This is a genomic window from Phenylobacterium sp., from assembly GCF_030645195.1.
In the GTDB taxonomy this organism is placed as follows: Bacteria; Pseudomonadota; Alphaproteobacteria; order Caulobacterales; family Caulobacteraceae; genus Phenylobacterium.
On record NZ_JAUSLW010000208.1, the window covers coordinates 1 to 22,800 of the forward strand.

Annotated in this window: 30 protein-coding genes; 25 read left to right on the top strand and 5 right to left on the bottom strand. The window is 69.3% G+C overall.

Features of this window, described 5'->3' with window-relative positions:
* The 12 genes from Q7T09_RS19005 to Q7T09_RS19060 form a co-directional block, all read left to right on the top strand.
* The coding region (locus Q7T09_RS19005; protein ID WP_304701771.1) for an acyl-CoA dehydrogenase family protein at window positions 1-654 on the top strand (654 nt) is incomplete at its 5' end.
* 228 nt (window positions 655-882) lie between these two features.
* A complete protein-coding gene (locus Q7T09_RS19010) occupies window positions 883-1,905 on the top strand; it encodes a fatty acid desaturase (protein WP_304701772.1) in 1,023 nt (340 codons plus the stop codon).
* A 127-nt stretch (window positions 1,906-2,032) separates the two neighbouring features.
* Window positions 2,033-2,455 (top strand): ester cyclase, encoded by a 423-nt coding sequence (locus tag Q7T09_RS19015; RefSeq protein WP_304701773.1) that lies wholly within the window; start codon window positions 2,033-2,035, stop codon window positions 2,453-2,455.
* Window positions 2,456-2,457: 2 nt separating this feature from the next.
* A complete protein-coding gene (locus Q7T09_RS19020) occupies window positions 2,458-3,066 on the top strand; it encodes a TetR/AcrR family transcriptional regulator (RefSeq protein ID WP_304701774.1) in 609 nt (202 codons plus the stop codon).
* Between the two features lie 58 nt (window positions 3,067-3,124).
* Window positions 3,125-4,414, top strand: coding sequence for an SDR family oxidoreductase (locus Q7T09_RS19025; protein WP_304701775.1), 1,290 nt, complete (start codon window positions 3,125-3,127; stop codon window positions 4,412-4,414).
* Window positions 4,411-4,881 carry a DUF2269 domain-containing protein gene (locus tag Q7T09_RS19030; protein WP_304701776.1) on the top strand — a complete coding sequence of 157 codons (471 nt, stop codon included), beginning with the start codon at window positions 4,411-4,413 and terminating at the stop codon, window positions 4,879-4,881. Before Q7T09_RS19025 ends, Q7T09_RS19030 begins: the two co-directional genes overlap by 4 nt.
* 195 nt (window positions 4,882-5,076) lie before the next feature.
* Complete coding sequence (locus tag Q7T09_RS19035; RefSeq protein WP_304701777.1) at window positions 5,077-5,415, top strand: helix-turn-helix transcriptional regulator; 339 nt, start codon at window positions 5,077-5,079, stop codon at window positions 5,413-5,415.
* The gene (locus tag Q7T09_RS19040) at window positions 5,412-5,885 is read left to right on the top strand and encodes an SRPBCC domain-containing protein (RefSeq protein WP_304701778.1); all 474 of its coding nucleotides are present in this window, start codon (window positions 5,412-5,414) and stop codon (window positions 5,883-5,885) included. The genes Q7T09_RS19035 and Q7T09_RS19040 overlap by 4 nt, the downstream gene beginning before the upstream one ends.
* A 203-nt stretch (window positions 5,886-6,088) precedes the next feature.
* Complete coding sequence (locus Q7T09_RS19045; protein ID WP_304701779.1) at window positions 6,089-6,556, top strand: tellurite resistance TerB family protein; 468 nt, start codon at window positions 6,089-6,091, stop codon at window positions 6,554-6,556.
* A complete protein-coding gene (locus tag Q7T09_RS19050) occupies window positions 6,553-6,744 on the top strand; it encodes a hypothetical protein (RefSeq protein WP_304701780.1) in 192 nt (63 codons plus the stop codon). Before Q7T09_RS19045 ends, Q7T09_RS19050 begins: the two co-directional genes overlap by 4 nt.
* Before the next feature lie 189 nt (window positions 6,745-6,933).
* Window positions 6,934-7,905, top strand: a complete 972-nt coding sequence (locus tag Q7T09_RS19055) for a TerC family protein (protein WP_304701781.1) — start codon at window positions 6,934-6,936, stop codon at window positions 7,903-7,905.
* A 110-nt stretch (window positions 7,906-8,015) separates the two neighbouring features.
* Window positions 8,016-9,086: an alkene reductase gene (locus tag Q7T09_RS19060; RefSeq protein WP_304701782.1), complete on the top strand. Its 1,071-nt coding sequence runs from the start codon at window positions 8,016-8,018 to the stop codon at window positions 9,084-9,086.
* Between the two features lie 2 nt (window positions 9,087-9,088).
* On the opposite strand, the gene Q7T09_RS19065 is transcribed toward Q7T09_RS19060, so the two are convergent.
* Window positions 9,089-9,601 carry a 6-carboxytetrahydropterin synthase gene (locus tag Q7T09_RS19065; protein ID WP_304701783.1) on the bottom strand — a complete coding sequence of 171 codons (513 nt, stop codon included), beginning with the start codon at window positions 9,599-9,601 and terminating at the stop codon, window positions 9,089-9,091.
* A gap of 155 nt (window positions 9,602-9,756) precedes the next feature.
* On the opposite strand from Q7T09_RS19065, the gene dusA reads away from it, so the two are divergent.
* Window positions 9,757-10,776 (top strand): tRNA dihydrouridine(20/20a) synthase DusA, encoded by a 1,020-nt coding sequence (dusA, locus tag Q7T09_RS19070; protein WP_304701784.1) that lies wholly within the window; start codon window positions 9,757-9,759, stop codon window positions 10,774-10,776.
* On the opposite strand, the gene Q7T09_RS19075 is transcribed toward dusA, so the two are convergent.
* The 3 genes from Q7T09_RS19075 to Q7T09_RS19085 all read right to left on the bottom strand — a co-directional run bounded on the left by Q7T09_RS19075 (window position 10,720) and on the right by Q7T09_RS19085 (window position 12,001).
* On the bottom strand, window positions 10,720-11,241 hold the full coding sequence (locus Q7T09_RS19075; RefSeq protein ID WP_304701785.1) for a TIGR02281 family clan AA aspartic protease: 522 nt from the start codon (window positions 11,239-11,241) through the stop codon (window positions 10,720-10,722). The genes dusA and Q7T09_RS19075 overlap by 57 nt on opposite strands.
* Before the next feature lie 113 nt (window positions 11,242-11,354).
* Window positions 11,355-11,576 (bottom strand): DUF1289 domain-containing protein, encoded by a 222-nt coding sequence (locus tag Q7T09_RS19080; protein WP_304701786.1) that lies wholly within the window; start codon window positions 11,574-11,576, stop codon window positions 11,355-11,357.
* A complete protein-coding gene (locus tag Q7T09_RS19085; RefSeq protein WP_304701787.1) occupies window positions 11,573-12,001 on the bottom strand; it encodes a PaaI family thioesterase in 429 nt (142 codons plus the stop codon). Before Q7T09_RS19085 ends, Q7T09_RS19080 begins: the two co-directional genes overlap by 4 nt.
* A 174-nt stretch (window positions 12,002-12,175) precedes the next feature.
* Between Q7T09_RS19085 and Q7T09_RS19090 the strand changes: the two genes are divergently transcribed.
* A complete protein-coding gene (locus Q7T09_RS19090) occupies window positions 12,176-12,490 on the top strand; it encodes a hypothetical protein (RefSeq protein WP_304701788.1) in 315 nt (104 codons plus the stop codon).
* A gap of 166 nt (window positions 12,491-12,656) precedes the next feature.
* Window positions 12,657-14,156, top strand: a complete 1,500-nt coding sequence (locus Q7T09_RS19095) for a phospholipase D-like domain-containing protein (protein ID WP_304701789.1) — start codon at window positions 12,657-12,659, stop codon at window positions 14,154-14,156.
* On the opposite strand, the gene Q7T09_RS19100 is transcribed toward Q7T09_RS19095, so the two are convergent.
* Window positions 14,110-14,865 carry an endonuclease/exonuclease/phosphatase family protein gene (locus Q7T09_RS19100; protein ID WP_304701790.1) on the bottom strand — a complete coding sequence of 252 codons (756 nt, stop codon included), beginning with the start codon at window positions 14,863-14,865 and terminating at the stop codon, window positions 14,110-14,112. The two genes, Q7T09_RS19095 and Q7T09_RS19100, sit on opposite strands and share 47 nt — an antisense overlap.
* A gap of 98 nt (window positions 14,866-14,963) precedes the next feature.
* On the opposite strand from Q7T09_RS19100, the gene Q7T09_RS19105 reads away from it, so the two are divergent.
* From Q7T09_RS19105 to Q7T09_RS19150, 10 genes are all read left to right on the top strand, one after another.
* Window positions 14,964-15,218 carry a TonB family protein gene (locus Q7T09_RS19105; protein ID WP_304701791.1) on the top strand — a complete coding sequence of 85 codons (255 nt, stop codon included), beginning with the start codon at window positions 14,964-14,966 and terminating at the stop codon, window positions 15,216-15,218.
* Between the two features lie 31 nt (window positions 15,219-15,249).
* On the top strand, window positions 15,250-16,263 hold the full coding sequence (locus Q7T09_RS19110; protein WP_304701792.1) for an adenosine deaminase: 1,014 nt from the start codon (window positions 15,250-15,252) through the stop codon (window positions 16,261-16,263).
* Between the two features lie 119 nt (window positions 16,264-16,382).
* The gene (locus Q7T09_RS19115) at window positions 16,383-17,585 is read left to right on the top strand and encodes an acyl-CoA dehydrogenase family protein (RefSeq protein WP_304701793.1); all 1,203 of its coding nucleotides are present in this window, start codon (window positions 16,383-16,385) and stop codon (window positions 17,583-17,585) included.
* A 71-nt stretch (window positions 17,586-17,656) separates the two neighbouring features.
* The gene (locus Q7T09_RS19120) at window positions 17,657-18,802 is read left to right on the top strand and encodes an acyl-CoA dehydrogenase family protein (protein WP_304701794.1); all 1,146 of its coding nucleotides are present in this window, start codon (window positions 17,657-17,659) and stop codon (window positions 18,800-18,802) included.
* A 378-nt stretch (window positions 18,803-19,180) separates the two neighbouring features.
* Window positions 19,181-19,312: a hypothetical protein gene (locus Q7T09_RS19125; RefSeq protein WP_304701795.1), complete on the top strand. Its 132-nt coding sequence runs from the start codon at window positions 19,181-19,183 to the stop codon at window positions 19,310-19,312.
* A gap of 53 nt (window positions 19,313-19,365) precedes the next feature.
* Window positions 19,366-19,956, top strand: a complete 591-nt coding sequence (locus Q7T09_RS19130; RefSeq protein ID WP_304701796.1) for a DUF3052 family protein — start codon at window positions 19,366-19,368, stop codon at window positions 19,954-19,956.
* A 76-nt stretch (window positions 19,957-20,032) separates the two neighbouring features.
* Complete coding sequence (locus tag Q7T09_RS19135; RefSeq protein WP_304701797.1) at window positions 20,033-20,926, top strand: DMT family transporter; 894 nt, start codon at window positions 20,033-20,035, stop codon at window positions 20,924-20,926.
* Between the two features lie 10 nt (window positions 20,927-20,936).
* Complete coding sequence (locus tag Q7T09_RS19140; RefSeq protein ID WP_304701798.1) at window positions 20,937-21,656, top strand: N-acetylmuramoyl-L-alanine amidase; 720 nt, start codon at window positions 20,937-20,939, stop codon at window positions 21,654-21,656.
* Window positions 21,656-22,255 carry an FMN-binding negative transcriptional regulator gene (locus Q7T09_RS19145; RefSeq protein ID WP_304701799.1) on the top strand — a complete coding sequence of 200 codons (600 nt, stop codon included), beginning with the start codon at window positions 21,656-21,658 and terminating at the stop codon, window positions 22,253-22,255. The genes Q7T09_RS19140 and Q7T09_RS19145 overlap by 1 nt, the downstream gene beginning before the upstream one ends.
* Window positions 22,252-22,797: a GNAT family N-acetyltransferase gene (locus Q7T09_RS19150; protein WP_304701800.1), complete on the top strand. Its 546-nt coding sequence runs from the start codon at window positions 22,252-22,254 to the stop codon at window positions 22,795-22,797. Before Q7T09_RS19145 ends, Q7T09_RS19150 begins: the two co-directional genes overlap by 4 nt.
* Window positions 22,798-22,800 lie beyond the last annotated feature (3 nt).

Sequence of the window (22,800 nt, forward strand, 5' to 3'; positions counted from 1 at the left end):
GCCAAGAAGCATGAGGGGATCAGCTTCATGCTGATCGACATGCACCAGAAGGCCATCGATCCGCGGCCCATCGGCCTGATCGCCGGGGCCTCGCCCTTCTGCGAGACCTTCTTCACCGACGCGCGGGCCGAGAAGGACGGATTGCTGGGCCCGCTGAACGGCGGCTGGACGGTGGGCAAGCGCCTGCTGCAGCACGAGCGGGCCAGCCAGACAGGCGCCTCCAACGGCGGCCGGGCCACCCCGCTGCAGGACATCGCCAAGCGCTATGTGGGCGTGGACGCCGCCGGCCGCCTGGCCGATAGCGACCTGCGCACCCGCCTGACCCGCCACCTGATGGACGCCAAGATCCACGGCCTGACCCTGGCGCGCGTGATGGCGGAGTCCAAGGAGGCCTCGGGCGCCACCAACGGCGCCTCGGTGCTGAAGAACTCCGCCACGGCGGTGTCCCAGACCCGGGCTGAACTGACCCTGGAGATCATGGGCCACCAGGGCCTGGGCTGGAGCGGCGACGACTTCACGGGCGAGGAGATCGAGACCGTGCGCAGCTGGCTGGGCGGCAAGGCCATGTCGATCTATGGCGGCTCCTCCGAGATCCAGAACAACATCATCTCCAAGCGCATCCTGAACCTGCCCGACAACACCCAGTCGACCTGACGGATTTTCTGCAGGCGGCTTGTCGGGGAGCGACGGTTCGATTTGTCCCTGGGGAAGCCCCCGAGGGAGGTCGCGCCCGGCCGGGCGCAGCGGGCCACCCAGGCCATGCCGCGGATGACCAGGCTGGACCTGGCGGCGATGCGGGCGGCGGCTGATCACGAGGTCGTTCGTCATTTCGACTCAATCGGCGTGCTAGGTCGGGCGTCCTACACTGTGAGACTCCCTCCCTTGCCGACTCCCGACACGCGCCCCTGGCGCAACCGCCTGGCGCCCTATCAGCAGCCGAGCGCCTCCCGCTCCATCCTTGAGATCGTCCTGAGCGCCGCCCCCCTGGCGGCGATCTGGGGCGGCGCCTGGGTGGCGGCGGCCTTCGGCCTCTGGTGGCTGGCCCTGCTGCTGGCGGTTCCGGCCGCGGGCTTCCTGGTGCGGTTGTTCATGGTGCAGCATGACTGCAGCCACAGGTCCTTCTTCCGCAACCGGGCGGCCAATGACTGGATCGGCCGGGTGATCGGGGTCCTGACCGTGACGCCCTACGACTGCTGGCGCCAGACCCACGCCATCCACCACGCCACCTCCGGCGACCTCGACCGCCGGGGCCTGGGGGACATCATGACCCTGACCGTGGCGGAGTACCGCGCCCTGCCGTTCTGGCGCAGGCTGGGCTACCGCCTCTATCGCCACCCGGTGGTGCTGTTCGGGGTCGGCCCGGCCTATGTCTTCCTGCTGGAGCAGCGCCTGCCCAGCGGCCTGATGAAGGGCGGCTGGCGGCCCTGGCTCAGCGCCATGGGCACCAACCTGGCCATCGCCGCCTTCCTGCTGGCGGTGGGCCTGCTGGCCGGCTGGCAGGCCCTGCTGCTGGTGAACCTGCCGACCCTGGTTATCGCCGCCTCGATCGGGGTCTGGCTGTTCTATGTCCAGCACCAGTTCGAGGGCACCTACTGGGCCCGCCGCGGCGAGTGGGACCTGACCGAGGCGGCGCTGAAGGGCGCCTCGCACTACCACCTGCCGGCGCCCCTGCGCTGGATGACCGCCAATATCGGGGTGCACCACGTGCACCATATCGCCAGCCGCATCCCCTTCTACCGCCTGCCCGCCGTGCTGCGGGACCATCCGGAGCTGAGCAAGGTCAGCCGGCTGAGCGTGCCCCAGAGCCTGCGGGCCATCCCGCTGTCGCTGTGGGACGAGGCCAGCGAGCGGCTGATCTCCTTCCGGCAACTGGCCCGCGCCGACCGCGCGGCCCGCGCCGCCTAGACCCTGACCGTCTCCCGGGGCGAACGGATCGCAACGCTTCGCGCCTCGTGACGAGATTGTAATCTTGCAATGAGATATAAGTCTCATTAAGGGTCGCTGCGACATCGCGAAGCAAGGAGCACGAGAGATGGCGCTGACCCGTCAGGAGATGGATCGGAAGATCGACGAACACTTCGCCTTCGAGGCGACCGACGATGTGGAGGGGGTGCTCTCCACCCTGTCGCCCGACGTGGAGCACGACATCGTCGGTTGGCCCACCGGCCCCACCCATGGTCCGGAGGGGGCGCGGCCCTTCTATGAGGAACTGTTCGCCGACCTGGCCGACGGCCAGATCAAGGTGCTCAGGCGGCTCTATGGCGAGGACTTCCTGGTGGACGAGTCCCTGTGGTCGGGGCGGGCGGTGGGGCGGCCCTTCGGCCTGGAGGGGCGCGGCCGGCCGCTGGCCTTCCGTCTGCTGCACGTGATCGAATTCGCGGGCGGCGGCGACATCAAGCGCGAGAACGTCTGGCTCGACATGGGCGCCATCTTCCAGCAATTGCCGCAGGACTGAGGATGGCCGCCCCCGCCAAGACCGGCCGTCCCAACCAGCGAAACCGCACGCGGAAGGACCTGCTGCAGGCCGCCGCCCGGCTGATGGCCGCCGGCCGCAAGCCCGACCTGGAGGAGGTCGCCGCCGAGGCCCAGGTCTCGCGGGCCACGGCCTACCGCTATTTCCCCGGCGTGGAGGCCCTGCTGGTGGAGGCGGCCCTGGACGTCGTGACCCCCGAGCCGGAGGTCCTGTTCCAGGGCGCCGAGGGGGAGGGGCCGGTGGCCCGCGTCGAGCGGGTCAACCAGGCCCTGCACCAGATGATGGCGGCCCATGAGGGGCCGCTGCGGATGATGCTGATCAACGCCCTGGAGCGCTCCCTGCGGGAGAGCGACGCCGACACGCCGGCCCGCCAGAACCGCCGCACCCCCCTGATCCAGGCGGCCCTGGCGCCGGCCAGGGACCAGTTCGATCCCGTGGTGCTCGCCCGGCTGGAGGCGGCGCTGGCCCTCATCGTCGGCACCGAGGCCATGGTGGTGTTCAAGGACGTGCTGCGGATCGACGACGCCGAGGCCCAGGCCGTGAAGTCCTGGGCCATCCAAGCCCTGGTGGCCGCGGCGCGGCGGCGGGACTAGCCCTCGTAGCGCGCAAGGCCGATCCGGGTCAGGTTGGGCGGACGGCGGTGGAGCGAGCATGCGAGTCCTGGTTATCGGAGCCTATGGCCTGATCGGCGGCTATGTGACCGCGCGCCTGTTGTCCGATGGTCGCGAGGTGGTGGCCGCGGGCCGCGACGTGACCGCTGCGGCGCGGCGAACGCCGAAGGCGCATTGGGTCCGCGCCGACCTCGGGCGCCTGGATAGCGACGGCTGGGCGCCGCTGCTGGTCGGCGTGGACGCGGTGGTGAACTGCGCCGGGGCCCTGCAGGACAGTCCGCGCGACGACCTTTCGTCCGTCCATGTGAGCGGCCTGGCGCATCTGGCCGACGCCTGCGTGGCGGCGGGCGTGCGGCGTTTCGTGCAGATCTCGGCGGCGGGGGTCGAGCAGGGGGAGGGCGCCTTCCGGCGCACCAAGCGGGAAGGCGACGCCGCCCTGCGGGCGCGGGACCTCGACTGGGTGATCCTGCGACCGGGGCTGGTTCTGGCGCCGGCGGCCTATGGCGGCAGCGGATTGTTGCGGGGATTGGCGGCTTTCCCGGGCCTGATCCCTCTGAGCCATGCGGCGGCGACCGTGCAGGTGGTCTCGGTCGAGGATGTCGCCGAGGGCGTCGCGCGGGCCCTCGCCCCCGACGGACCACGGAAGGTCTGTGTCGACCTGGCCGCTCCGGAAACGACGACGCTGGCGCAGGTGCTCACCTCGCTGCGGGCCTGGCTGGGCCTGCCGCCGGCGCGGGCGACGCCCTTGCCGTCAAACTTCGCGCGGCTCACCGCCCTGGCCGCCGACGGCCTGGCCTGGCTGGGCTGGCGTAGTCCGATGCGCAGCACGGCGGTGGCCGAGCTGGTGGCGGGGGTGAAAGCCGAGGCCGGCGACGGGCCGCGCCTGCTCGGCTTTGCACCGCGCAGTCTCGATGCGATTCTCGCAGGCTGGCCCGCAGGGGCGCAGGAGCGGTGGTACGGGCGGCTGTACTTCGTGAAGCCCCTGGCGCTGGCGACACTCGCCGCGTTCTGGAGCCTGTCTGGAGCGATTGGCCTGGCGCGCGCCGGGACGGCGGCCCGTGTGCTGACGGAGGCCGGCGTGGATGGGCGGCTGGCTCACGGCTTTGTCCTTGTCGGGGGCGTGGCGGACCTGGCGCTCGGTCTGCTGGTCTGCGCGCGCCGCACCGCGCCCTGGGCGTTGAAGGGGATGGTGGCGGTGACGCTCGCCTACCTGCTGGGCGCCACCCTGTGGCGGCCCGATCTCTGGGGCGATCCCCTGGGGCCGCTGGTCAAGACGATCCCGGCCGCCGTCCTGGCCCTGGCGGCCCTGGCCATGATGGACGAACGATGAGCCTCTATCTGCTGCTCAAGCTCGCCCACATCATCGGCGCCACGGTGCTGTTCGGTACGGGCGCCGGCATCGCCTTCTTCATGTTGATGGCGCACCGCACGGGGGACGCCCGGCTGATCGCCCATACGGCAAGCGTCGTCGTGATCGCCGACACGATCTTCACCGCCACGGCGGTGGTGTTGCAGCCTCTCACGGGGGTCGCGCTCGCCCGCATCGCCGGTTACAGCCTCACCGAAGGCTGGATCGCCGCCAGCCTCTTCCTCTACGTCCTGACCGGAGCCTTCTGGGGGCCGGTGGTCCGGATCCAGCTGCGCCTGCGCGATCTGGCGCGCGCCGCGGCCAGCGCGGGCGAGCCCCTGGGCGCCGCCTATCATCGGCTCTGGCGGCTGTGGTTCGCGTGCGGGTTCCCGGCCTTCGGCGCCGTGCTGACCATCCTCTGGCTGATGACCGCCAAGCCGGACTTCTGATCCTAGAGGTTCAGCCTCACCACCGCGGCGCCGAAGGCTAGGCGCGCGGGGACCTCCTGCAATGGCGCGGTGACAGCCCCGGGCCAGGCGGGAAGAAACTGCGCGTTTGTTGAGCTTGTCCTCCATGCAGGGGAACGCTTGACGCGCTGGCTCATCCGAATATAGAGAATTAGCAATATAGCTGGATGACGATATATGCAGGCGGTGCAGATGGATCTGGTGTTCGGGGCGCTCGCCGACCCGACGCGGCGGGCGATCCTGGCGCGGTTGGCGCAGGGGGAGGCGACGGTGAACGAGCTCGTCGCGCCCTTCGGCTTGGCGCAGCCGACCATCTCCAAGCACCTCAAGGTCCTGGAAGGAGCGGGGTTGGTCTCCCGGGGCCGCAACGCCCAGTTCCGGCCCGTGCGGCTGAACGCCAAGCCCCTGGCCGAGGCCGCCCGCTGGATCGGCGACTACCGCCGCTTCTGGGACGAGAGCCTCGATCAGTTGGAAGCCTATGTGAAAGACCTGCAGGCCAAGGGAGAGCCCTCATGAGTTCCGTCGAACCCGAGCGCGAGTTCACCATCACCCGGGTGATCGACGCCCCGGCCGCCCTGGTGTTCGAGGCCTATTCGCGGCCCGAGCACATCATGAAGTGGTTCGGACCCGTGGGCTGGCCCGTTACCCTGGCCGAGATCGATTTCCGGGTCGGGGGCACGTTCAAGTTCGCCATGACGGGGCCCAGCGGGGTGCAGAACGAGCCCTTCGGCGGGACCTATCTGGAGATCGTTCCAGACAAGAAGATCGTCTACGACAACGGCTTCAACTTCGAGAAGATGATGGTGGTCACCGTCACCTTCGACGAGGTGGACGGGAAGACCCGGCTGACCATGCACACCGTGTTCGCCGACCACGAGATCGCGAAGATGCACATCGGCGGCGGCTTCGAGGCGGGGACCAATTCCGGCCTCGATCAGCTCGAGGACCTGGTCGCCGACCTGGCGTCGCGCCTCGGCGGCGGTTGACGCCAACCTGATCACAGGCATGCGGCAAAATCCTCGCCAGGGTCTTGAGGTCGTTGCGCGCGTTCCCATATCCCTGGCGCGGGCCGGGCCCCTCTGACGATCGCCGTGATCGTGATGTCGGACCGCATCGGGTGCGCCCGATGCCGGGTCCATCTCCAGCCCCCGGCGCCGGGCGCATCCTCCCAACAGAGGAGGTACGCGACATGTCCCACAAGCTCACCAACAGGCGGCCCACCAGCGCCAGCCTGAAGACCGAGGCCTGGACCCCGGGCGACAGCCTGCAGCTGGACGCCCTGGTGGGGGCCTGCGCCCTGGTGGCCCATGCCGACGGCTGGGTGACCGCCGAGGAGCGGCGGCGCCTGGTGGCCCGGGTCCAGGGCCTGCCGGCCTTTGGCGTGTTCGGCGTGGATGATGCGATGCAGGCCTTCGAGGCCTTGATCGACCGCTTCGACAAGGACCCCGAGGATGGCGAGGCGGTGGCCGAGGCGGCGATCCTACGGCTGCGCGGGCGGGCTGGTCCCGCCCATCTGCTGGTGGCCGCGGCCTGCTCCATCGCCGCCGCCGACGGAGGCTTCGACGCCGAGGAACGGGCGGCGATCCTGAGGATCTGCCACCTCCTGGACCTGGAGGCCGAGGCCTTCGACCTGGTGGCCGCCAGGGGCCGGCGATGAGGGTCTCGGCGTCTCCGCCACCGAGGGCCTGGCTACAGCTGGAGACCCGGGTCCTGGCCCAGGCCACGATACTGGCGGCCTCCCACGCCAGTTCCCCCACCGGCCGGCCGGTGGAGGGGCCCGCGCCGGTGGCTTCCAACCTCGCGCCGCGCCGGGCGACCGGCCACACCCTCGACATCCGGGTGTGAGGCGGACGGGCTGTGGGTCCCCCGCGGGCCCGGCCGGCACAATTTCCCACCGCCCGGTGCGTGGCGACGCCGCGCCGCCGACCCACCAATCTTTCAGCGGACCGGGCCCCTCTGGCGATCGTGTGATCGTGATGTCGGACCGCGACGGGGTGCGACGCGCCCCCTGTTCTGGGGAACAAGATCTTGGACATGCTTCTCGCGCCCTTGATGGGCAAGCCGCTCTGGATGTGGCTGATCTTCGCCGGCGTGGTGACGCTCCTGCTGGTGCTGGATCTGGGGGTGCTGCACCGGAAACAGAGGACCATCGGGGTGCGGGAGAGCCTCGCCCTGTCGGCCGGCTACCTTTCGATGGGCCTGGGCTTCGGGGTCTGGGTCTGGGGGGAGCTAGGCCCCCAGGCCGGGGTTGAGTACCTGACGGGATTCCTGGTGGAAAAAAGCCTGGCCCTGGACAATGTCTTCGTCATCGCCAGCATCTTCGCCGCCTTCGCCGTTCCGGCGGCCTACCAGCACCGGGTGCTGTTCTGGGGCGTCCTGGGGGTGATCCTGCTGCGGGGCGTGATGATCGGGTTCGGCGCGGCCCTGGTGGCGCGCTTCGACTGGGTGCTGCTGGTCTTCGCCGGCTTCCTGGTGCTGATGGGCGCCAAGATGTTCCTGGCCAAGGGGGAGGCCAAGGACCCGCGGGACAACGTCCTCTATCGCTGGGCCGCCTCCCACCTGCGGCTGACCGATGGTTTCCGCGGGTCGCGCTTCGTGGTGCGCGAGCCGGGGCCGGGCGGCCGGCCGATGCTGTTCGCCACCCCCCTGCTGATGGTGCTGGTGACCATCGAGCTGGCGGATGTGATCTTCGCCGTCGACTCCGTGCCGGCGATCTTCGCCATCACCACCGACCCCTACCTCGTCTACACCTCCAACATCTTCGCCATCCTGGGCCTGCGGGCGCTCTACTTCGCCCTGGGCGCGGTGGTGGACCGCTTCGCCTATCTGAAGCAGGCCCTGGCCGCCCTGCTGGTGTTCATCGGCGGCAAGGTCTTCGTGGCCGAGGCCATGGGGTGGGAGAAGTTCCCGGCCCCGGTGTCCCTGGGGGTCACCGCGGCCCTGCTGGCGGGGGGGATCGGCTACTCCGTCTGGCGCACCCGCCGGCCCGCGGCCAGGGCCGCTTGAGGCGAAGGCGCGGGCGGGGACGGCGAAAGCCGCGCCGTCCCCTGGGCAGGGGCGGGCGGGGCGCCTATGTGGAGGGGCCGCCGATCCGCGCGCCAGCCCCAGGACCGCCCATGCCCTCGCTCTTCGATCCCCTCGTCATCGGCGACCTGACCCTGCCCAACCGGGTGATCATGGCGCCCCTGACCCGCAGCCGGGCGGGCGACAGCCGCATCCCCAACGCCCTGATGGCGCAGTACTACGAACAGCGCGCCACCGCCGGCCTGATCATCTCCGAGGGCGTGCCGGTCGACCCCATGGGGGTCGGCTATGCCGGCGTGCCCGGGATCTGGTCCGATGAGCAGACGCAAGCCTGGAAGCAGGTCACCGCCCGGGTGAAGGCGGCCGGCGGGCGCATCTTCATGCAGATCTGGCACGTCGGCCGCATCTCCGATCCGACCTTCCTCGACGGGCGCGCGCCAGTCGGTCCCAGCGCCATCGCCGCCAGGGGCCATGTCAGCCTGCTCCGTCCCGAACGGCCCTATCCGACCCCGCGCGCCCTGGAGACCCATGAGGTCCAGGACGTGGTGGAAGCCTTCCGCCTCGGCGCCCAGAACGCCCAGAAGGCCGGCTTCGACGGGGTGGAACTGCACGGCGCCAATGGCTACCTGCTCGACCAGTTCCTGCAGGACAGCGCCAACCAGCGCACCGACCAGTACGGCGGCTCCATCGCCAACCGGGCGCGCCTGATGCTGGACTGCGCCGACGCCGCCATCTCCGTCTGGGGCGCCGATCGCGTGGGCATGCACCTGGCGCCGCGCGGCGACGCCCACAGCGTCGGCGACCGCGACCTGGCGGCCACCTTCACCCACGTCGCCACCGAGCTGGGCAAGCGCAAGCTGGCCTTCCTCTGCGCCCGCGAGGCCGAGGGTCCCGACAGCCTGGGCCCGCAACTGAAGAAGGCCTTCGGCGGGGTCTATATCGCCAACGAGAGGTTCACCAAGCAGAGCGCCCAGGCGGCCCTGGATGCCGGCTGGGCCGACGCGGTGGCCTGGGGCAAGGCCTACCTGGCCAATCCCGACCTGGTGGAGCGTCTTCGCGCCGACGCGCCCCTGAACAAGTGGATCCCGGAGACCTTCTATTCGCCCGGTGCGGAGGGCTACACCGACTACCCCTCGCTGTCGGAGCTTGAGCCGGCCAGATAGGGTCAAGTCCCGGCCTGGATCAGTCCCTGAAGCGCCTCGGCGGAAACCTGGCGCAGGACGGAGTCGGGGTTCGCATAGATCGCGCTGTTCGCCCCGTGCTCGAAGCACTCGACGCTCTCGATCCAGCATCGCCCCTTGGTGGCCGCGGCGACCATGGGTTGGGTGTGCGCGAAGACATATTGCGCGATCGCCTCGCAGCTTGTGCCGGGCACGAGGCGCGCATTGGCCAGGCCGAGGTCGCGGAGGTTCAGAAACGTCTCCCGGGCCGGATCGTCCTGCGCAATCAGAAGGCTATGATCGAAGACCTCGTGCAGCCAGTCGCGTATGGGGCCAAAGCCCCCTTTCCCGAAGTCCACCACCCAACCGCGATGATCGAGCTGCTCGGCCGCGAAGGTGAACTTGAAGCCGAGGGAGTAGCCATGGATGAGATTGCAGTGGCTGTCGGCGGCCCATTGGCGCAGGGCGCATGACAGGCCGCGCTCCGCGCCATAGGTCTTGGTCGAGAGATAGGCCAACTCGGCGCCTCCGGTGGAACCTGCTTGATCGCACGGGAGACGATCTGGTGCGCGCCCCGTGCGCGTCACGACGTCGAAAGGTCGCGAAAAGCGGCGTGTAATAGCGTAGAAGCCCGTGCGCAAGCTGCGGCCCAACTCGTCGAGACTCAGGAAAATTGCGGCAAGTTCAATCGCATAGACTGTCCGTCGCCCCGATGATGGACTGGACCGACCGGCATTGCCGGGCCTTCCACCGGGTGCTGACGCGCGAGGCCTTGCTCTATACCGAGATGGTGACCACCGGGGCGGTGCTGCATGGCGACCGCGAGCGGCTGCTGGGCTTCGACGCGGGGGAGCATCCCGTGGCCCTGCAGCTCGGCGGCTCGGAGCCCGCCGACCTGGCGGCGGCGGCCAGGATCGGCGCCGACCTCGGCTATGACGAGATCAACCTCAATGTCGGCTGTCCGTCCGACCGCGTGCAGAGCGGTCGCTTCGGCGCCTGCCTGATGCGCGAGCCGGCCCTGGTGGCCGAGGGGATGGCGGCGATCGGCGCGGCCGTCTCCATTCCGGCCACGGTGAAGTGCCGCATCGGGGTGGACGACCAGGACCCGGAAGAGAGCCTCTTCACCCTGGTGGACCTCTGCGCCCAGGCGGGCGTCTCCACCTTCATCGTCCATGCCCGCAAGGCCTGGCTGAAGGGCCTGTCGCCCAAGGAGAACCGGGACGTGCCGCCCCTGGACTACGGCCTCGTCCACCGGCTGAAGCGCGAACGGCCGGGCCTGAGCATCGAGATCAATGGCGGGATCGGCACGCTGGACGAGGCGCAGGCGCAGCTTCCGCTCGTCGACGGGGTGATGCTGGGCCGGGCGGCCTATCACACGCCCGGGATCCTGGGGCAGGTGGACCGGCGCATCTTCGGGTCGGCGTCCGACGTCGATCCCTTTGAGGCGGTGGAGCTCTACAAGCCCTATATCGCCGGCCAGCTGGCCCGCGGCGTCCACCTGGCGGGGATCACCCGGCACATGCTGGGCCTGTTCCACGGCGCGCCGGGCGCGCGGACCTGGCGGCGGATTCTGACGGTCGAGAGCGTGAAGCTGGGGGCTGGCCTGGACGTGGTCGACCGGGCTCTGGCGGCGGTCTCAGGGCTGAAGGATCAGCGCGGTGCGGGTGGCCTGGAAGCTGGAGAGGCGGCCTAGATAGGTCATGCCCAGCAGGGAGGCGTCGAGCCCCTTGTCCAGCACCAGGGCGTCGACATCGGCCAGTTTGGCGCCGGCCACCGAGACCGAGGCCAGCTTGACGGCCGCGGCCCTGGCCTCGCCGTTGGCGGTCATCACCTTGTAGGCGTAGTTCAGCTTGTCCGGATCGAAGCCCAGGCGCTGGGCGTCGGCGGCGGTGAGCGCCACGGCGCTGGCGCCGGTGTCCACCAGGAAGCGGACGCTGGCGCCGTTGACGGTGCCTTGCGCCCAATAGTGGCCGTCGCTGGCCTTGGCGATGGAGGCCGCGCCGCCGACGGCCGGCGCCGGCTGGGGTTGCGGATTGAGCGAGGCGACCGCGGCGCGCAGGCCATCGGAGCGCGTCGTCGGGTCAAGGCTGACCACGGCCTGGGCCGCGCCCACGGCCGACACCGCACCGATCAGGGCCATGGCGGCCAACTTGATCATACCTGACACCCTCGCCACCCGGCGTTCGCGACCGTTCCCGGCCTTGTTGAACGGGCAGGTTACGGGGCGGGTGTTTGCAACCGGTGAATCCGGACGCTTAATTCCGCCTTGGGTTAGCTGAACATGGCCAGCTTTTCGGGTCGGATCTTTGACCGCCGGGTCGGCAGCTCGGTCATGATCCGGGCGCGCTCGTCGTCGCTGAGCTTCTGCCAGGCGGCGACCTCGGTCAGCTCGCGGTAGCAGCCCATGCAGAGGCCGGTTTCGCCGTCGATGACGCAGACCTTGATGCAGGGGGTCTTGATCGGGGCGGGGGGGCGGAGGGGCGCGTCGCTCATGAGGGGATAGCGTAGGTCACCGTGGCCTGGGCCGCCAGCCGGTCCTGGCTTTCGGTCCAGAGGCGCACGTCGCAGACGGCGATGCGGCGGCCCAGCCGCAGGAAGCTGGCCTCGGCATGGAGGTCGCCGGGAACCGCGCCGCGCAGGAAGTTCATCAGCAGCGAACTGGTCACCGCCATTAGCTGGTCGCCGATATGGGCCAGGATCAGGGCGTAGGCGGCGCTGTCGGCCAGGCTCATCAGGTTGGGGCCGGCGATCACCCCGCCGGGGCGCAGCATGCCCGGGCCGTAGGGCCGCACGATGTGGGCGCGGCCGGGAGCCAGCTCCGTCACCTGGGGCAGGGCCTGAGGCGACGCATCGGGAAAGGCGCGCGCCATCAGGGCGTTCACGCCGGCGACGTCGAGCTTGAGGTCGGGCTGGGCCATATCCATGTTCTGCCGAACGACGCGTAACATTACAAGATATTTATGTTACCTAAGTAACGATGCTCGTCGATTAAGAATCCGTAATCTATGAATACTTAATGTTGCTGCGAATTCATTTGAAGCGCCACCGCCCCGAGAGCAGTTTCCCGTCATCTTATTTCGAGGGAAAACACCATGCGTCTCGCCACTCTCACGCTCGCCGCCGTCACCCTGATGACCGCCGGATCGGCCCTGGCCGCCGATCGGGTGACCGATGTCGACTATCTGAAAGCTAACCGCTGCCGCGGCCTGGCGGAGGTCTCGGCCGCTGACACCACCGACCTGGACGCCTGGCTGAAAGCCGCAGGCCGGACCCGCACCAGCGTGGTGGTCTCCATGGGCGCCAACGAGCAAGATCGCGCCCGCCGCGAGGCCAAGACCACCAACGCCGAACGCAAGACCCGCCTGGCCGCCGAGTTGAGCGGCCCCTGCCAAGCCTTCAAGGGCTAATCCCGACCCAACCGGTCCTTGATCCTCAGGCGCGTCCGGCCCCCAGTCCGGGCGCGCCTTCTTTTTCGGGCGACGGGCGGTCGGCGCCTTGCGCGGACTCGACGGGAACCCGACCAGGGCGCAGGCTTTCCCGCAGAGTGCCGGGTAGTGGGGTTTCGAACGGGCGATGAGCGTACTGATCCCCGACGACACGGTGTGGCGTGTCGCCCGAGCCAACCGCGCGGCTTTCCTGGTGGACACCGAGGCCTACTACGCCGCGGTGTTCGAGGCCCTGCGCAAGGCCAAGCGCTCCGTCCTGCTGCTGGGCTGGGGCTTCGATCCGCGCACGCGGCTGTTCCCCGACGGCCAGGAAAGTCCCGACGATCCCGACGAGGCCGGCCGCGTCCTGGTGGAGCTGTCGCGCGCCCGTCCCGACCTCGACATCCGGCTGCTGATCTGGAAGTCGGCCTTGCCGATCGCCGCCAGCCAGGAGTTCTTCCCCCACAAGGCCCGCAAGTGGTTCGAGGGCACCGGGGTGCATTTCCGCCTGGACGACGCCGTGCCGCTGGGCGCCTGCCATCACCAGAAGCTGCTGGTGGTGGACGACAAGCTGGCGATCTGCGCTAGCGGCGACATCAGCGTCGACCGCTGGGACACGCCGGGCCACCGCGATCACGAACCGCGGCGGATCATGCCCGACCAGGAACACCACCCGCCGCGGCACGAAGTGATGATGATGGTCGACGGGCCGGCGGCCAAGGCGCTGGGGGAGCTGGCGCGGGAGCGCTGGCTGCGGGCCACCAAGCAGGCCCTGTCGCCGCCGGCCGAGCTGGAGGGCGATCCGTGGCCGGCCCACGTTCCGGCCCACATCCTGGACATGGATGTCGGCATCGCGCGGACCATGCCCAACTGGCGTCGCGAGCCCTCGGTGGAGGAGATTCGCCACCTGACTCAGGCCTCCATCGCCTCGGCGCGGAAGATCATCTATCTGGAGAACCAGTACTTCACCTCGCCCCTGATCGCCGAGGCCCTGGCCACGCGGCTGGCCGAGCCCGACGGACCTGAGATCGTGCTGGTCTCCACCGGGGCGAGCCCCAGCTGGTTCGATCAGCTGACCATGGACCGGGCGCGGTCCAACATGCTGTGGCGGCTGCGGGCGGCCGACGTGTTCGGCCGCTTCCGGGCCTACTACCCGGTCACCCCGGCGGGGACGAAGATCATCGTCCACTCCAAGACCACGGTCATCGACGACACCCTGGCCAGGGTGGGCTCGGCGAACCTGAACAACCGCTCCGGTGGATTCGACACCGAGCTGGAGCTGGCCATCGAGGCCACCACCGAGCGGGCCAGGCTGAACATCGCGGCCTTCCGCGACCGCGCCGTGGGCCACTTCCTGGGCTATACGGGGGACGCGGTGGCCAAGGCCCGGCAGGAGCGCGGCGGGTTGATCGGCGCCATCGACGCGCTCAACCGGGAAGGCCGGCTGTTGCCGATCCGGCCCATGAAGATGACCCACTTCGGCGAGTTCGTCGCCGCCTACCACCTGGGCGACCCGGTGAACGTCAGTGACTCCTGGCGGCCGGGCCGGCGGCGCGAACGTCTCTATGCCGAAGCCCGGTCCCTGGGGCAGCGGGGTCTGTTCACCGCGGCGGGTCAGCCGCCGCCGCCAAGACCTCGAAATCCATGACCAGGGGCAGGTGATCCGACGCCGCCCGCGTCAGCGGGGCATAGGGAGCGAAGACGTCGGTCACCTTGATCTGCGGGCTGACGAACAGATGGTCGATGCGCAGCACCGGCAGGGCCGAGGGGAAGGTCGCGGTCGGCGTCTTGCGCGGCGACAACGGACGGGCGGGTTCGAGCTTGGCCGCGAGAGTCCGGTAGACCACCGAGCTCGCCGTGGCGTTGAAGTCCCCCAGCAGGATGGTCGGCCCCTGGCAGCGAGGATGGCTCAGCCAGTCGGGCCCGGCGATACAGGCGGCCTGGGCCTGCTGTTCCTGCCATACGAGACCAAGATGGGTGTTGATGATCTGCACCGGCGCGCCGTCGATCTCGACTTCGATCCACAGGGCGCCCCGGGGCTCCAGCTGCGGGATGCGGCCGTAGCCGGGCAGGGGCCCGACCTGGACCAGGTGCTCGGGATAGGTGGTGAGGATGGCGTCGCCATAGAGCTCCTCCTCCACCTGCATGGCGGCGTGGAAATGGAAGGCCATGTCCAGGCGCTGGGCGATCTCATGGGCCTGGTCCACATTTTTGGTGCGCAGACGGCCGACGTCGAGCTCCTGCAGCGCCACGATGTCGGGCTTGAGGCTGGCGATCACGTCGGCGATGCGGCCCACGTCCAGCCGCCGGTCGGCGCCGACGCAGCGGTGGACGTTGTAGGTAAGGATTCGCGGCATGGCCCAGGGATGCGCGCCTCGCGCGGCCGAGGCAAGATGACCAACGGCTCACGCGCGGCGATGGTTCTTCGCGCAGGCCAAATCGCCGGAGACCGACCATGATCTGGATCGCCCTGGCCGCGGCGCTCAGCGTCCCGCCCCGCGCCGCCGAACGCCAGGGCCTGGCGGTGGTGCGGTGCCAGGTGACCGCGGCCGGCGCCCTGCGCGCCTGCGTGGTGGTCTCCGAGACCCCGGCCGGCGCCAATGTCGGCGCCTTCGCCCTCAAGCTGGTGAAGGCCTATCGCATCCAGCCCCACGACCGGCGGGTGAAGAACGGCGCGATCGTCATCCAGATGAAGTTCAAGCTGCCTTGACGAGGGGCGGCCCGCGCCCGGAGATAGCGTCATGCAACCGACCGCCGACTTCATCGCGGGCCTGCCCAAGGCCGAGCTCCACCTGCACATCGAGGGCAGCCTCGAACCCGAGCAGATGTTCGAATTCGCCCGCCGCAACCGGATCGACCTGCCGTTCAAGAGCGTCGAGGAGGTCCGCGCCGCCTACGCCTTCTCCAACCTGCAGGACTTCCTGGACATCTATTACCAGGGGGCGGGCGTGCTCCAGACGGAGGAGGACTTCCGCGACCTGGCCCTGGCCTATTTTCGGCGGGTGGCGGCGGACGGCGCGGTCCATGCCGAGATCTTCTTCGATCCCCAGACCCATACCGACCGAGGCCTCCCGTTCGCCGTGGCCGCCGAGGGGCTGCTGGCCGGGATGGCCCAGGCGCGGAAGGAACTGGGGGTCACCTCCAAGCTGATCCTCAGCTACCTGCGGCACCTGTCGGAGGAGGCGGCCTTCGAGACTCTGAAACAGGCCGAGCCCTATCTGGACCGGATCGTCGGGGTGGGGCTGGATTCCTCGGAACTGGGCCATCCGCCCTCCAAGTTCGCCCGCGTGTTCAAGGCGTCGCGCGAACGGGGCCTGAAGCTGTCGGCCCATGCTGGCGAGGAAGGTCCGCCCGCCTATGTCTGGGAGGCGCTGGACGGCCTGGCCGTCGACCGCATCGACCACGGCAACCGGTCCTTGGAGGACCGGGCCCTGGTGAAGCGGCTGGTCGCCGACGGCATGACGCTCACCGTCTGCCCGCTGTCGAACCTGAAGCTCTGCGTCGTCGACGACCTGAGGAACCACCCGCTGAAGCGCATGCTGGACCTGGGGCTGAGGGCGACGATCAATTCCGACGACCCGGCCTATTTCGGCGGCTACCTGGCCCAGAACTGGATGGAGACCACCCAGGCGCTGGGCCTGACCCGCGACGAGCTGGCGACGCTCGCCCGCAACAGCTTCACGGGGTCGTTCCTTGCGCCCGACGAGATCGCGGCCAGGGTGGCGGAGGTGGACGCCTATGTGGCCCGAAGCTGACGCCGTCCAAGGGTTTTGGTTGACGCTGACGTCAGCGTCATCTTCCCAAGGCGTGGGCGTTTGCGTATGTTCCGGCCGCACGCAATACGCTGTAAGCGGAAGCGCCAGGGAGCCTTGTGATGAACCTCGATTTCTCGCCCGAAGATAACGCCTTCCGTGAGGAGGCCCGCGCCTTCATCGCCGACAACTACCCCAAGGCGCTGCGCGAGAAACAGGCGCGCGGCGAGACCCTGGGCAAGGAGGACTATCTCTCCTGGCACCGCATCCTGGCCAAGAAGGGCTGGTCGGCTCCGTCCTGGCCCAAGGAGTTCGGCGGAACCGACTGGACCCCCACCCAGAAGTACATCTGGTCGGAGGAACAGGCCCGGGCCGACACCATCGGCATCCTGCCCTTCGGCGTCGCCATGCTGGCGCCGGTGCTCTACACCTTCGGCACCCAGGAGCAGAAAGAGAAGTTCCTGCCCGACATCCGCGACGGCAAGATCTGGTGGTGCCAGGGCTATTCCGAGCCGGGCGCCGGCTCCGACCTGGCCAGCCTGAAGACCCGCGCCGAGCGGATCACCGGGGACGACGGCAAGGAATACTACCTGGTCAACGGCCAGAAGACGTGGACGACGCTGGGCCAGCACGCCGACTGGGGCTTCTTCCTGGTGCGCACCGATCCCAATTCCAAGCCGCAGTCGGGCATCTCCTTCCTGCTGATCGACATGAAGACCCCGGGCATCGAGGTGCGCCGCATCACGACCCTGGAGGGCGGCCACGAGGTCAACGACGTCTTCCTCGACAATGTGAAGGTGCCGGTGGAGAACCGCGTCTTCCACGAGAACCAGGGCTGGACCTGCGCCAAGGCCCTGCTGGCCCACGAGCGGTCCGGCATCGCCGGGGTGGCGCGCTCCAAGCGCGGCCTGGAGCGGGTGCGCGAGATGGCCTCGACCGAGTTGTCGGACGCCGGCGGCGCCCTGATCGCCGACCCCTTCTTCAAGCGCAAGGTGGCCGAGCTGGAGATCGACCTGACGGCGCTGGAGTTCACCGAACTGCGGACCCTGGCCGGCGAGAGCAGCGGCAAGGGCCCCGGCCCGGAAAGCTCGATCCTGAAGATCAAGGGCACCGAGATCCAGCAGCGCCTGCAGGAACTGGCCCTGGAGGCCGCGGGCCACTACGGCGCGCCGTTCCTGGGGGAGGGCGGGCACAATTCCGGCGTCGGCCCCCTGCACGCCATCGACACCGCGGGCGACTACTTCAACGGCCGCAAGACCTCGATCTATGGCGGCTCCAACGAGATCCAGCGCAACATCATCGCCAAGATGGTGCTGGGCCTCTAGCCGACCGCCGCAAAGAACACTGACAGGCCGCCAGGGAGGACACCGGCGGCCCCTACCCTTGGGGACGAACGATGGATTTCAGCTTCACCGAAGAACAGTCGATGCTGCGCGACACGATCGCCAGCTACCTGGCCGACAACTACAGCTTCGACCAGCGCCGCGCGGCGCTGAAGACCGAGGCCGGCTGGCGGCCGCAGGTCTGGAAGGCCTTCGCCGACGAACTGGGCATCCTGGGGGCCTCCTTCTCGGAGGCCCAGGGCGGCCTGGGCGGCGGGACCACCGACAACATGGTCATCATGGAAGAGCTGGGTAAGGCGCTGGTGGTGGAGCCCTACCTGCCCACCGTGGTGATCGGCGGCGGCTTCCTCAAGCACGGCAAGCCGGCCGCGGCCGACGACCTGATCGGCAAGATCATCAGCGGCGACGCCATCTTCGCCTTCGCCCATGCCGAGCCGCAGGGTCGCTACACCTGGAGCGACCTGAAGACCACGGCCAAGAAGGACGGCGCGGGCTACGTCATCAACGGTCACAAGGCCGTGGTGATCGGCGCCCCCTACGCCACCCACCTGATCGTCACCGCCCGCACCGGCGGCGGCCAGCGCGAGGCCCAGGGCGTCTCGGTGTTCATCGTGCCCAAGGCCGCCAAGGGCGTCACCACCCGCGACTATCCCACCGTGGACGGCTTCCGCGCCTCGGAAGTCTATTTCGAGAACGTGGCCGTGGGCGCCGACGCCATCGTCGGCCCCGAGGGCCAGGCCTTGCCCCTGGTGGAGCAGGTCATCGACGAGGCCATCGCCGCCACCTGCGCCGAGGCCTGCGGCGTGCTGCGCCAGCTGCACGAGGGCACGGTGGAATACGCCCGCCAGCGCAAGCAGTTCGGCCAACCGATCTCCAGCTTCCAGGTGCTGCAGCACCGAATGGTGGACATGTTCATCCAGCTCGAACAGTCGATCTCCATGACCTACATGGCCGACATCAAGCTGAGCGAACCGGCCGTCGAGCGCGCCAAGGGCGTGTCGGGCGCCAAGGTGCAGATCGGCAAGGCCTGCAAGTTCGTCGGCCAGAACGCCATCCAGATCCATGGCGGCATGGGCATGACCGACGAGATGGCCATCGGCCACTACTTCAAGCGCGCCACCATGATCGAGGGCGCCTTCGGCTCCACCGACCATCACCTGGCCCGCTACGAGACCCTGTCCCTGGGCAAGGCCGCCTAGGACTCAAGCGCTCCTTCTCCCTGTCCAAGGGGGAAGGAGCCGCTCGCGTCGCGGCGCGAATATAGGTCGCATACGGATTATCGAAGTCGGAGTCCGCGTGGCGCGAATTCGCGTCAAAATGGGGCCTTCGACGGTGTGTCTCGAACGCGACACCTCGTCGCGATATGTCGCTTGGTCGAAAGTTGAAGCCTTTTAAAATCAGACCATTAGGCGGATATTCCGTAGGCTGATTTAGTCCGTAGGCGGATGTTTTTCTTGCAAGTTTCGGGCGCTGGCGCATCCTCTGTCTCCGACGCGCTGACGACTAGGAGGGTGCAAGCCCCTGGAAGCCGCTTCGCGTCTCTTTCTGGCTCGACCAGCTGGTCAAGGAGACGCCAAATGACTGTGACGAAGATGGACCACGCCCTGTTGTCCTTCGCCTTCCTGGGCAACCTGTCCGCGCCCGCGCGGCGCAACCATGGCAAGCCGCCGCCCGAACCCAAGGCTCGCGACGCCAAGGCCAAGGGCTAGCTTGCTTCCTCCCGTGTCGTCGGCTCACATGGGTCGCGAGGCGGGAGGATTTCATGGGCAAGGACGCTCAGGTTCAGGCGCGGTTCGCGCACGGCGCGGACGCCGGGCGGCTGCAGTACGAGCCGCCCAGGCTGTTGTTCCGGGGCGCCGAGCGCCGGGTGTTCCAGGGCGATGAGCTCAAGGGCGTCCGCGCCGAGGCCGGCGACCTGGTCCTGTCCGACGGCTCGCGCTTCACCCTGGGCGAAAAGGCCGCGGCGAGCTGGGCCCAGGCGATCCTCAATCCCAAGGGACGGCTGGACAAGCTGGGGGTGAAGCCCGGCCTGCGGGTGGCCGTGCTGAACGTCGCCGACGACGCCCTGGCCGATGAACTGGCGCAGCGGGACGCCGCGCCCGTCAGCGACCTGGCCGATCTCGACATCCTCTTCTACGCCGCCGACAGCGCCGCCGAGCTGGACCGCATCCCCGACCTGATCCCGGCCCTGGCCGACAAGGGCGCCCTCTGGATCGTCTCGCGCAAGGGCAAGGCGGCTGCGCTCAAGGACGTGGAGGTGATGGCCGTCGCCAAGGCCCACGGCCTGACGGACTCCAAGGTCGTCGGCTTCTCCGACACCCTCACTGCGCTCAAGTTCACCCGACGCAGGTAGGCAGGTCGTGCGTCTTTCCGTCCCTGGGGCCGACAACGGTTTGCAGGCTGTCGCAAACACGCTCTAAGCCCGGATCATGTCGCTCCGGGATTTCGCCCTGCTGGCCTTCGTCTGCGTCGTCTGGGCGGCCAACAATATCGTGTCGAAGTTCGTGGTCGCCCATCTGGGCGTGCCGCCGATGTTCTACGCCGCGGTGCGTTTCGCCGTGGTGCTGATCGCCGTCTTCCCCTGGCTGCTGCCCATGCCGCGTCCGCGCTGGCGGATGCTGGTGGTCGGCGTGCTGATGGGGGCGGGCACCTTCGCCCTGGTGTTCATCGGCCTGAAGACCGCCAGCCCCTCGGCCGTGGCCATCGTCAGCCAGGTGGGCGTGCCGATCACCACCCTGCTGTCCTTCCTGATCCTTGGCGAACGGCTGACCGGGCGGCGGATCGCAGGCATGGTCCTGACGCTCACCGGCGTGCTGGCGGTGATGTGGGACCCGCACGGCTTCAAGATCTCCGGCGGCCTGCTGTTTATCGTGGCCGCCTCCTTCCTCGGCGGCCTGGGGGCGGTGATGATGAAGCAGATGGAGGGGGTGAAGCCCCTGCGCCTGCAGGCCTGGGTGGGATTGTCGTCCCTCGTGCCCATGGTGGCGCTGAGCGCGGCCCTGGAGCCGGGGCAGGTCCAGGCGGGGATCGCCGCCGGCTGGCCCTTCGTGGCCTCGGCCCTGTTCTCCGGCCTGGTGGTCTCGGTCCTGGCCCACACCCTCTATTACAGCCTGATCCAGAAGTATGAGGCCAACCTGATCTCGCCCCTGACCCTGATGACCCCGCTGGCCACCATCGGCATGGGGGTGATCTTCACCCACGACGTCTTCGACCTGCGGATGGCCTTCGGCACGGCCATCGCCCTGGCCGGGGTGCTGGTGATCGCCCTGCGGCCTAGCCAGGCGGTGGCTTTGCTGGTGGCCTTGCGCAACCGCTCGCAATAACCTTCGGCCCATGACTCCGATCCCGGCGCCTTCGCCCAATTTCGACGTTCGCAAGACCCCGCCGGACATGATCGTCCTGCACTATACCGGCATGCAGACCGGGGAGGGGGCGATCGCGCGCCTGCGCGATCCTCAGGCCAAGGTCTCGGCCCACTATGTGGTGGAGGAGGACGGCCGGGTCTTCACCCTGGTGGCCGAGGAGCGGCGGGCCTGGCACGCCGGCGTCTCCTCCTGGAAGGGCGAGCGCGACATCAACGGCCGCTCGGTGGGCGTCGAGATCGTCAATCCGGGCCACGAGTTCGGCTACCGGCCCTTCCCCGACGCGCAGATCGCCGCGGTGATCGACCTGGTGAGCGAGATCCGCACCCGCTGGACCATCGAGGACGGCGCCATCGTCGGCCATTCCGACGTCGCCCCCGACCGCAAGCAGGACCCGGGCGAGCTGTTCCCCTGGAAGCGGTTGGCGCAGGCCGGCCATGGCCTGTGGGCCGAACCCGCCGCCGCTCCGGGCCTGCCCTTGGGCGAGGGGGAGGAGGGGGCCGCGGTCTTCGCCCTGCAGGCCGGGTTCACGCGGCTGGGCTATGACTGCGCGCCCTCGGGCAAGTTCGACGCGCACACCACCGCCGTCGTCACCGCCTTCCAGCGGCACTGGCGGCCCGAGGTGGTGGACGGCATCGCCGACGGAGAGACCCGGGCCCGGCTGATCGCCCTGCTGCGGATCGGCGCCTGATGCACCCCTCGGCCCTGTTCAAGCTGAGCGAAGAGGACGGGTTGCTGGCCCATCTGGCGGCGTTTCCCTTCTGCACCATCGCCGCCGGCGTGGACGGGCGGATCCTGGTGGCCCACGCCCCGGTGATCGCGCGGCCGACCGCCGCCGGCCTGGCGATCGACTTCCACCTGTCGCGGGGAAACGCCCTGGTGGCGGCTGTGGCCCAGGGCTTTCCCGCCGTGGCGGTCAGCCTGGCCTGCGAGGCCTATGTCAGCCCCGACTGGTACGAGGACAAGGACTCCGTCCCCACCTGGAACTACGTCGCCGTCGAGGCGGAGGGGCTGGTCGCGGCCCTGGACACGGCCGGGACCATCGCCCTGCTGGACGACCTCTCGGCGATGGAGGAGGCCCGCCTCCTGCCCAAGGCGCCCTGGACGCGCCACAAGATGAGCCCGGGCAAGTTCGACGGCTTGCTGGGGGGCATCGTCGGCGCGCGGATGGCGGTGAGCCGCCTGGAGGGGACCAACAAGCTCTCCCAGAACAAGGCGGCCGCCGACCGGGCCGGGGTCATGGCCGCCCTGGCCGACCATCCCATCGGCCGGCGGATGCGGGATCTGTGAGCCTCGGGCTCGCCACCTGCGCCCTTGTCGTCGGCGACTACCGGCTCGCGCCCCTGCAACGCGACGATGCGGCGGGGCTGCTTGAGTTGTTCGGTGACCCTTTGGTGGCCGAGTACATGGACATCGCCCCGCTCACCACCCTGGCGCAGGCTCACGAGATCATCGACTGGGGGACCGAGCTGGCGGACGGCGATGGCGGGGTGCGCTGGACCATCCGGCGGGCCGGCGATCCGGCCCTGATCGGCACGGTGGGCTTCAACAACCTCGTGTTCGACCGGGCGCGGCGCGGCGAGGTGGCCTACGACCTGCGACGCGCCGACTGGGGGCGCGGGGTGATGAGCCAGATCCTGCCTCACGTCCTGGCCTTCGGCTTCCACGACCTGTCGCTGCGGCGCATCGAGGCCATGGTGACGCTCGGCAACGCGCGGTCCTGCGCCCTGCTGGAACGGCACGGCTTTTCCCTGGAGGGGACCCTGCGCGACCACGCCCACTGGAAGGGCCGCTACTGGGACCAGCTGATCTACGGTCGGCTGGCCGATTGACCC

Bases quoted from the DNA above. Each gene is read 5' to 3' on its own strand.
- Q7T09_RS19140 (WP_304701798.1), top strand. From the start codon at position 20,937: ATGACTCCGATCCCGGCGCCTTCGCCCAATTTCGACGTTCGCAAGACC.
- Q7T09_RS19110 (WP_304701792.1), top strand. From the start codon at position 15,250: ATGCAACCGACCGCCGACTTCATCGCGGGCCTGCCCAAGGCCGAGCTC.
- Q7T09_RS19015 (WP_304701773.1), top strand. From the start codon at position 2,033: ATGGCGCTGACCCGTCAGGAGATGGATCGGAAGATCGACGAACACTTC.
- Q7T09_RS19025 (WP_304701775.1), top strand. From the start codon at position 3,125: ATGCGAGTCCTGGTTATCGGAGCCTATGGCCTGATCGGCGGCTATGTG.
- Q7T09_RS19030 (WP_304701776.1), top strand. From the start codon at position 4,411: ATGAGCCTCTATCTGCTGCTCAAGCTCGCCCACATCATCGGCGCCACG.
- Q7T09_RS19125 (WP_304701795.1), top strand. From the start codon at position 19,181: ATGACTGTGACGAAGATGGACCACGCCCTGTTGTCCTTCGCCTTCCTG.
- Q7T09_RS19120 (WP_304701794.1), top strand. From the start codon at position 17,657: ATGGATTTCAGCTTCACCGAAGAACAGTCGATGCTGCGCGACACGATC.
- Q7T09_RS19060 (WP_304701782.1), top strand. From the start codon at position 8,016: ATGCCCTCGCTCTTCGATCCCCTCGTCATCGGCGACCTGACCCTGCCC.
- Q7T09_RS19145 (WP_304701799.1), top strand. From the start codon at position 21,656: ATGCACCCCTCGGCCCTGTTCAAGCTGAGCGAAGAGGACGGGTTGCTG.
- Q7T09_RS19130 (WP_304701796.1), top strand. From the start codon at position 19,366: ATGGGCAAGGACGCTCAGGTTCAGGCGCGGTTCGCGCACGGCGCGGAC.
- Q7T09_RS19040 (WP_304701778.1), top strand. From the start codon at position 5,412: ATGAGTTCCGTCGAACCCGAGCGCGAGTTCACCATCACCCGGGTGATC.
- Q7T09_RS19105 (WP_304701791.1), top strand. From the start codon at position 14,964: ATGATCTGGATCGCCCTGGCCGCGGCGCTCAGCGTCCCGCCCCGCGCC.
- Q7T09_RS19100 (WP_304701790.1), bottom strand. From the start codon at position 14,865: ATGCCGCGAATCCTTACCTACAACGTCCACCGCTGCGTCGGCGCCGAC.
- Q7T09_RS19115 (WP_304701793.1), top strand. From the start codon at position 16,383: ATGAACCTCGATTTCTCGCCCGAAGATAACGCCTTCCGTGAGGAGGCC.
- Q7T09_RS19085 (WP_304701787.1), bottom strand. From the start codon at position 12,001: ATGGCCCAGCCCGACCTCAAGCTCGACGTCGCCGGCGTGAACGCCCTG.
- Q7T09_RS19055 (WP_304701781.1), top strand. From the start codon at position 6,934: ATGCTTCTCGCGCCCTTGATGGGCAAGCCGCTCTGGATGTGGCTGATC.
- Q7T09_RS19090 (WP_304701788.1), top strand. From the start codon at position 12,176: ATGCGTCTCGCCACTCTCACGCTCGCCGCCGTCACCCTGATGACCGCC.
- Q7T09_RS19135 (WP_304701797.1), top strand. From the start codon at position 20,033: ATGTCGCTCCGGGATTTCGCCCTGCTGGCCTTCGTCTGCGTCGTCTGG.
- Q7T09_RS19095 (WP_304701789.1), top strand. From the start codon at position 12,657: ATGAGCGTACTGATCCCCGACGACACGGTGTGGCGTGTCGCCCGAGCC.
- Q7T09_RS19075 (WP_304701785.1), bottom strand. From the start codon at position 11,241: ATGATCAAGTTGGCCGCCATGGCCCTGATCGGTGCGGTGTCGGCCGTG.
- Q7T09_RS19045 (WP_304701779.1), top strand. From the start codon at position 6,089: ATGTCCCACAAGCTCACCAACAGGCGGCCCACCAGCGCCAGCCTGAAG.
- Q7T09_RS19035 (WP_304701777.1), top strand. From the start codon at position 5,077: ATGCAGGCGGTGCAGATGGATCTGGTGTTCGGGGCGCTCGCCGACCCG.
- Q7T09_RS19050 (WP_304701780.1), top strand. From the start codon at position 6,553: ATGAGGGTCTCGGCGTCTCCGCCACCGAGGGCCTGGCTACAGCTGGAG.
- Q7T09_RS19020 (WP_304701774.1), top strand. From the start codon at position 2,458: ATGGCCGCCCCCGCCAAGACCGGCCGTCCCAACCAGCGAAACCGCACG.
- Q7T09_RS19080 (WP_304701786.1), bottom strand. From the start codon at position 11,576: ATGAGCGACGCGCCCCTCCGCCCCCCCGCCCCGATCAAGACCCCCTGC.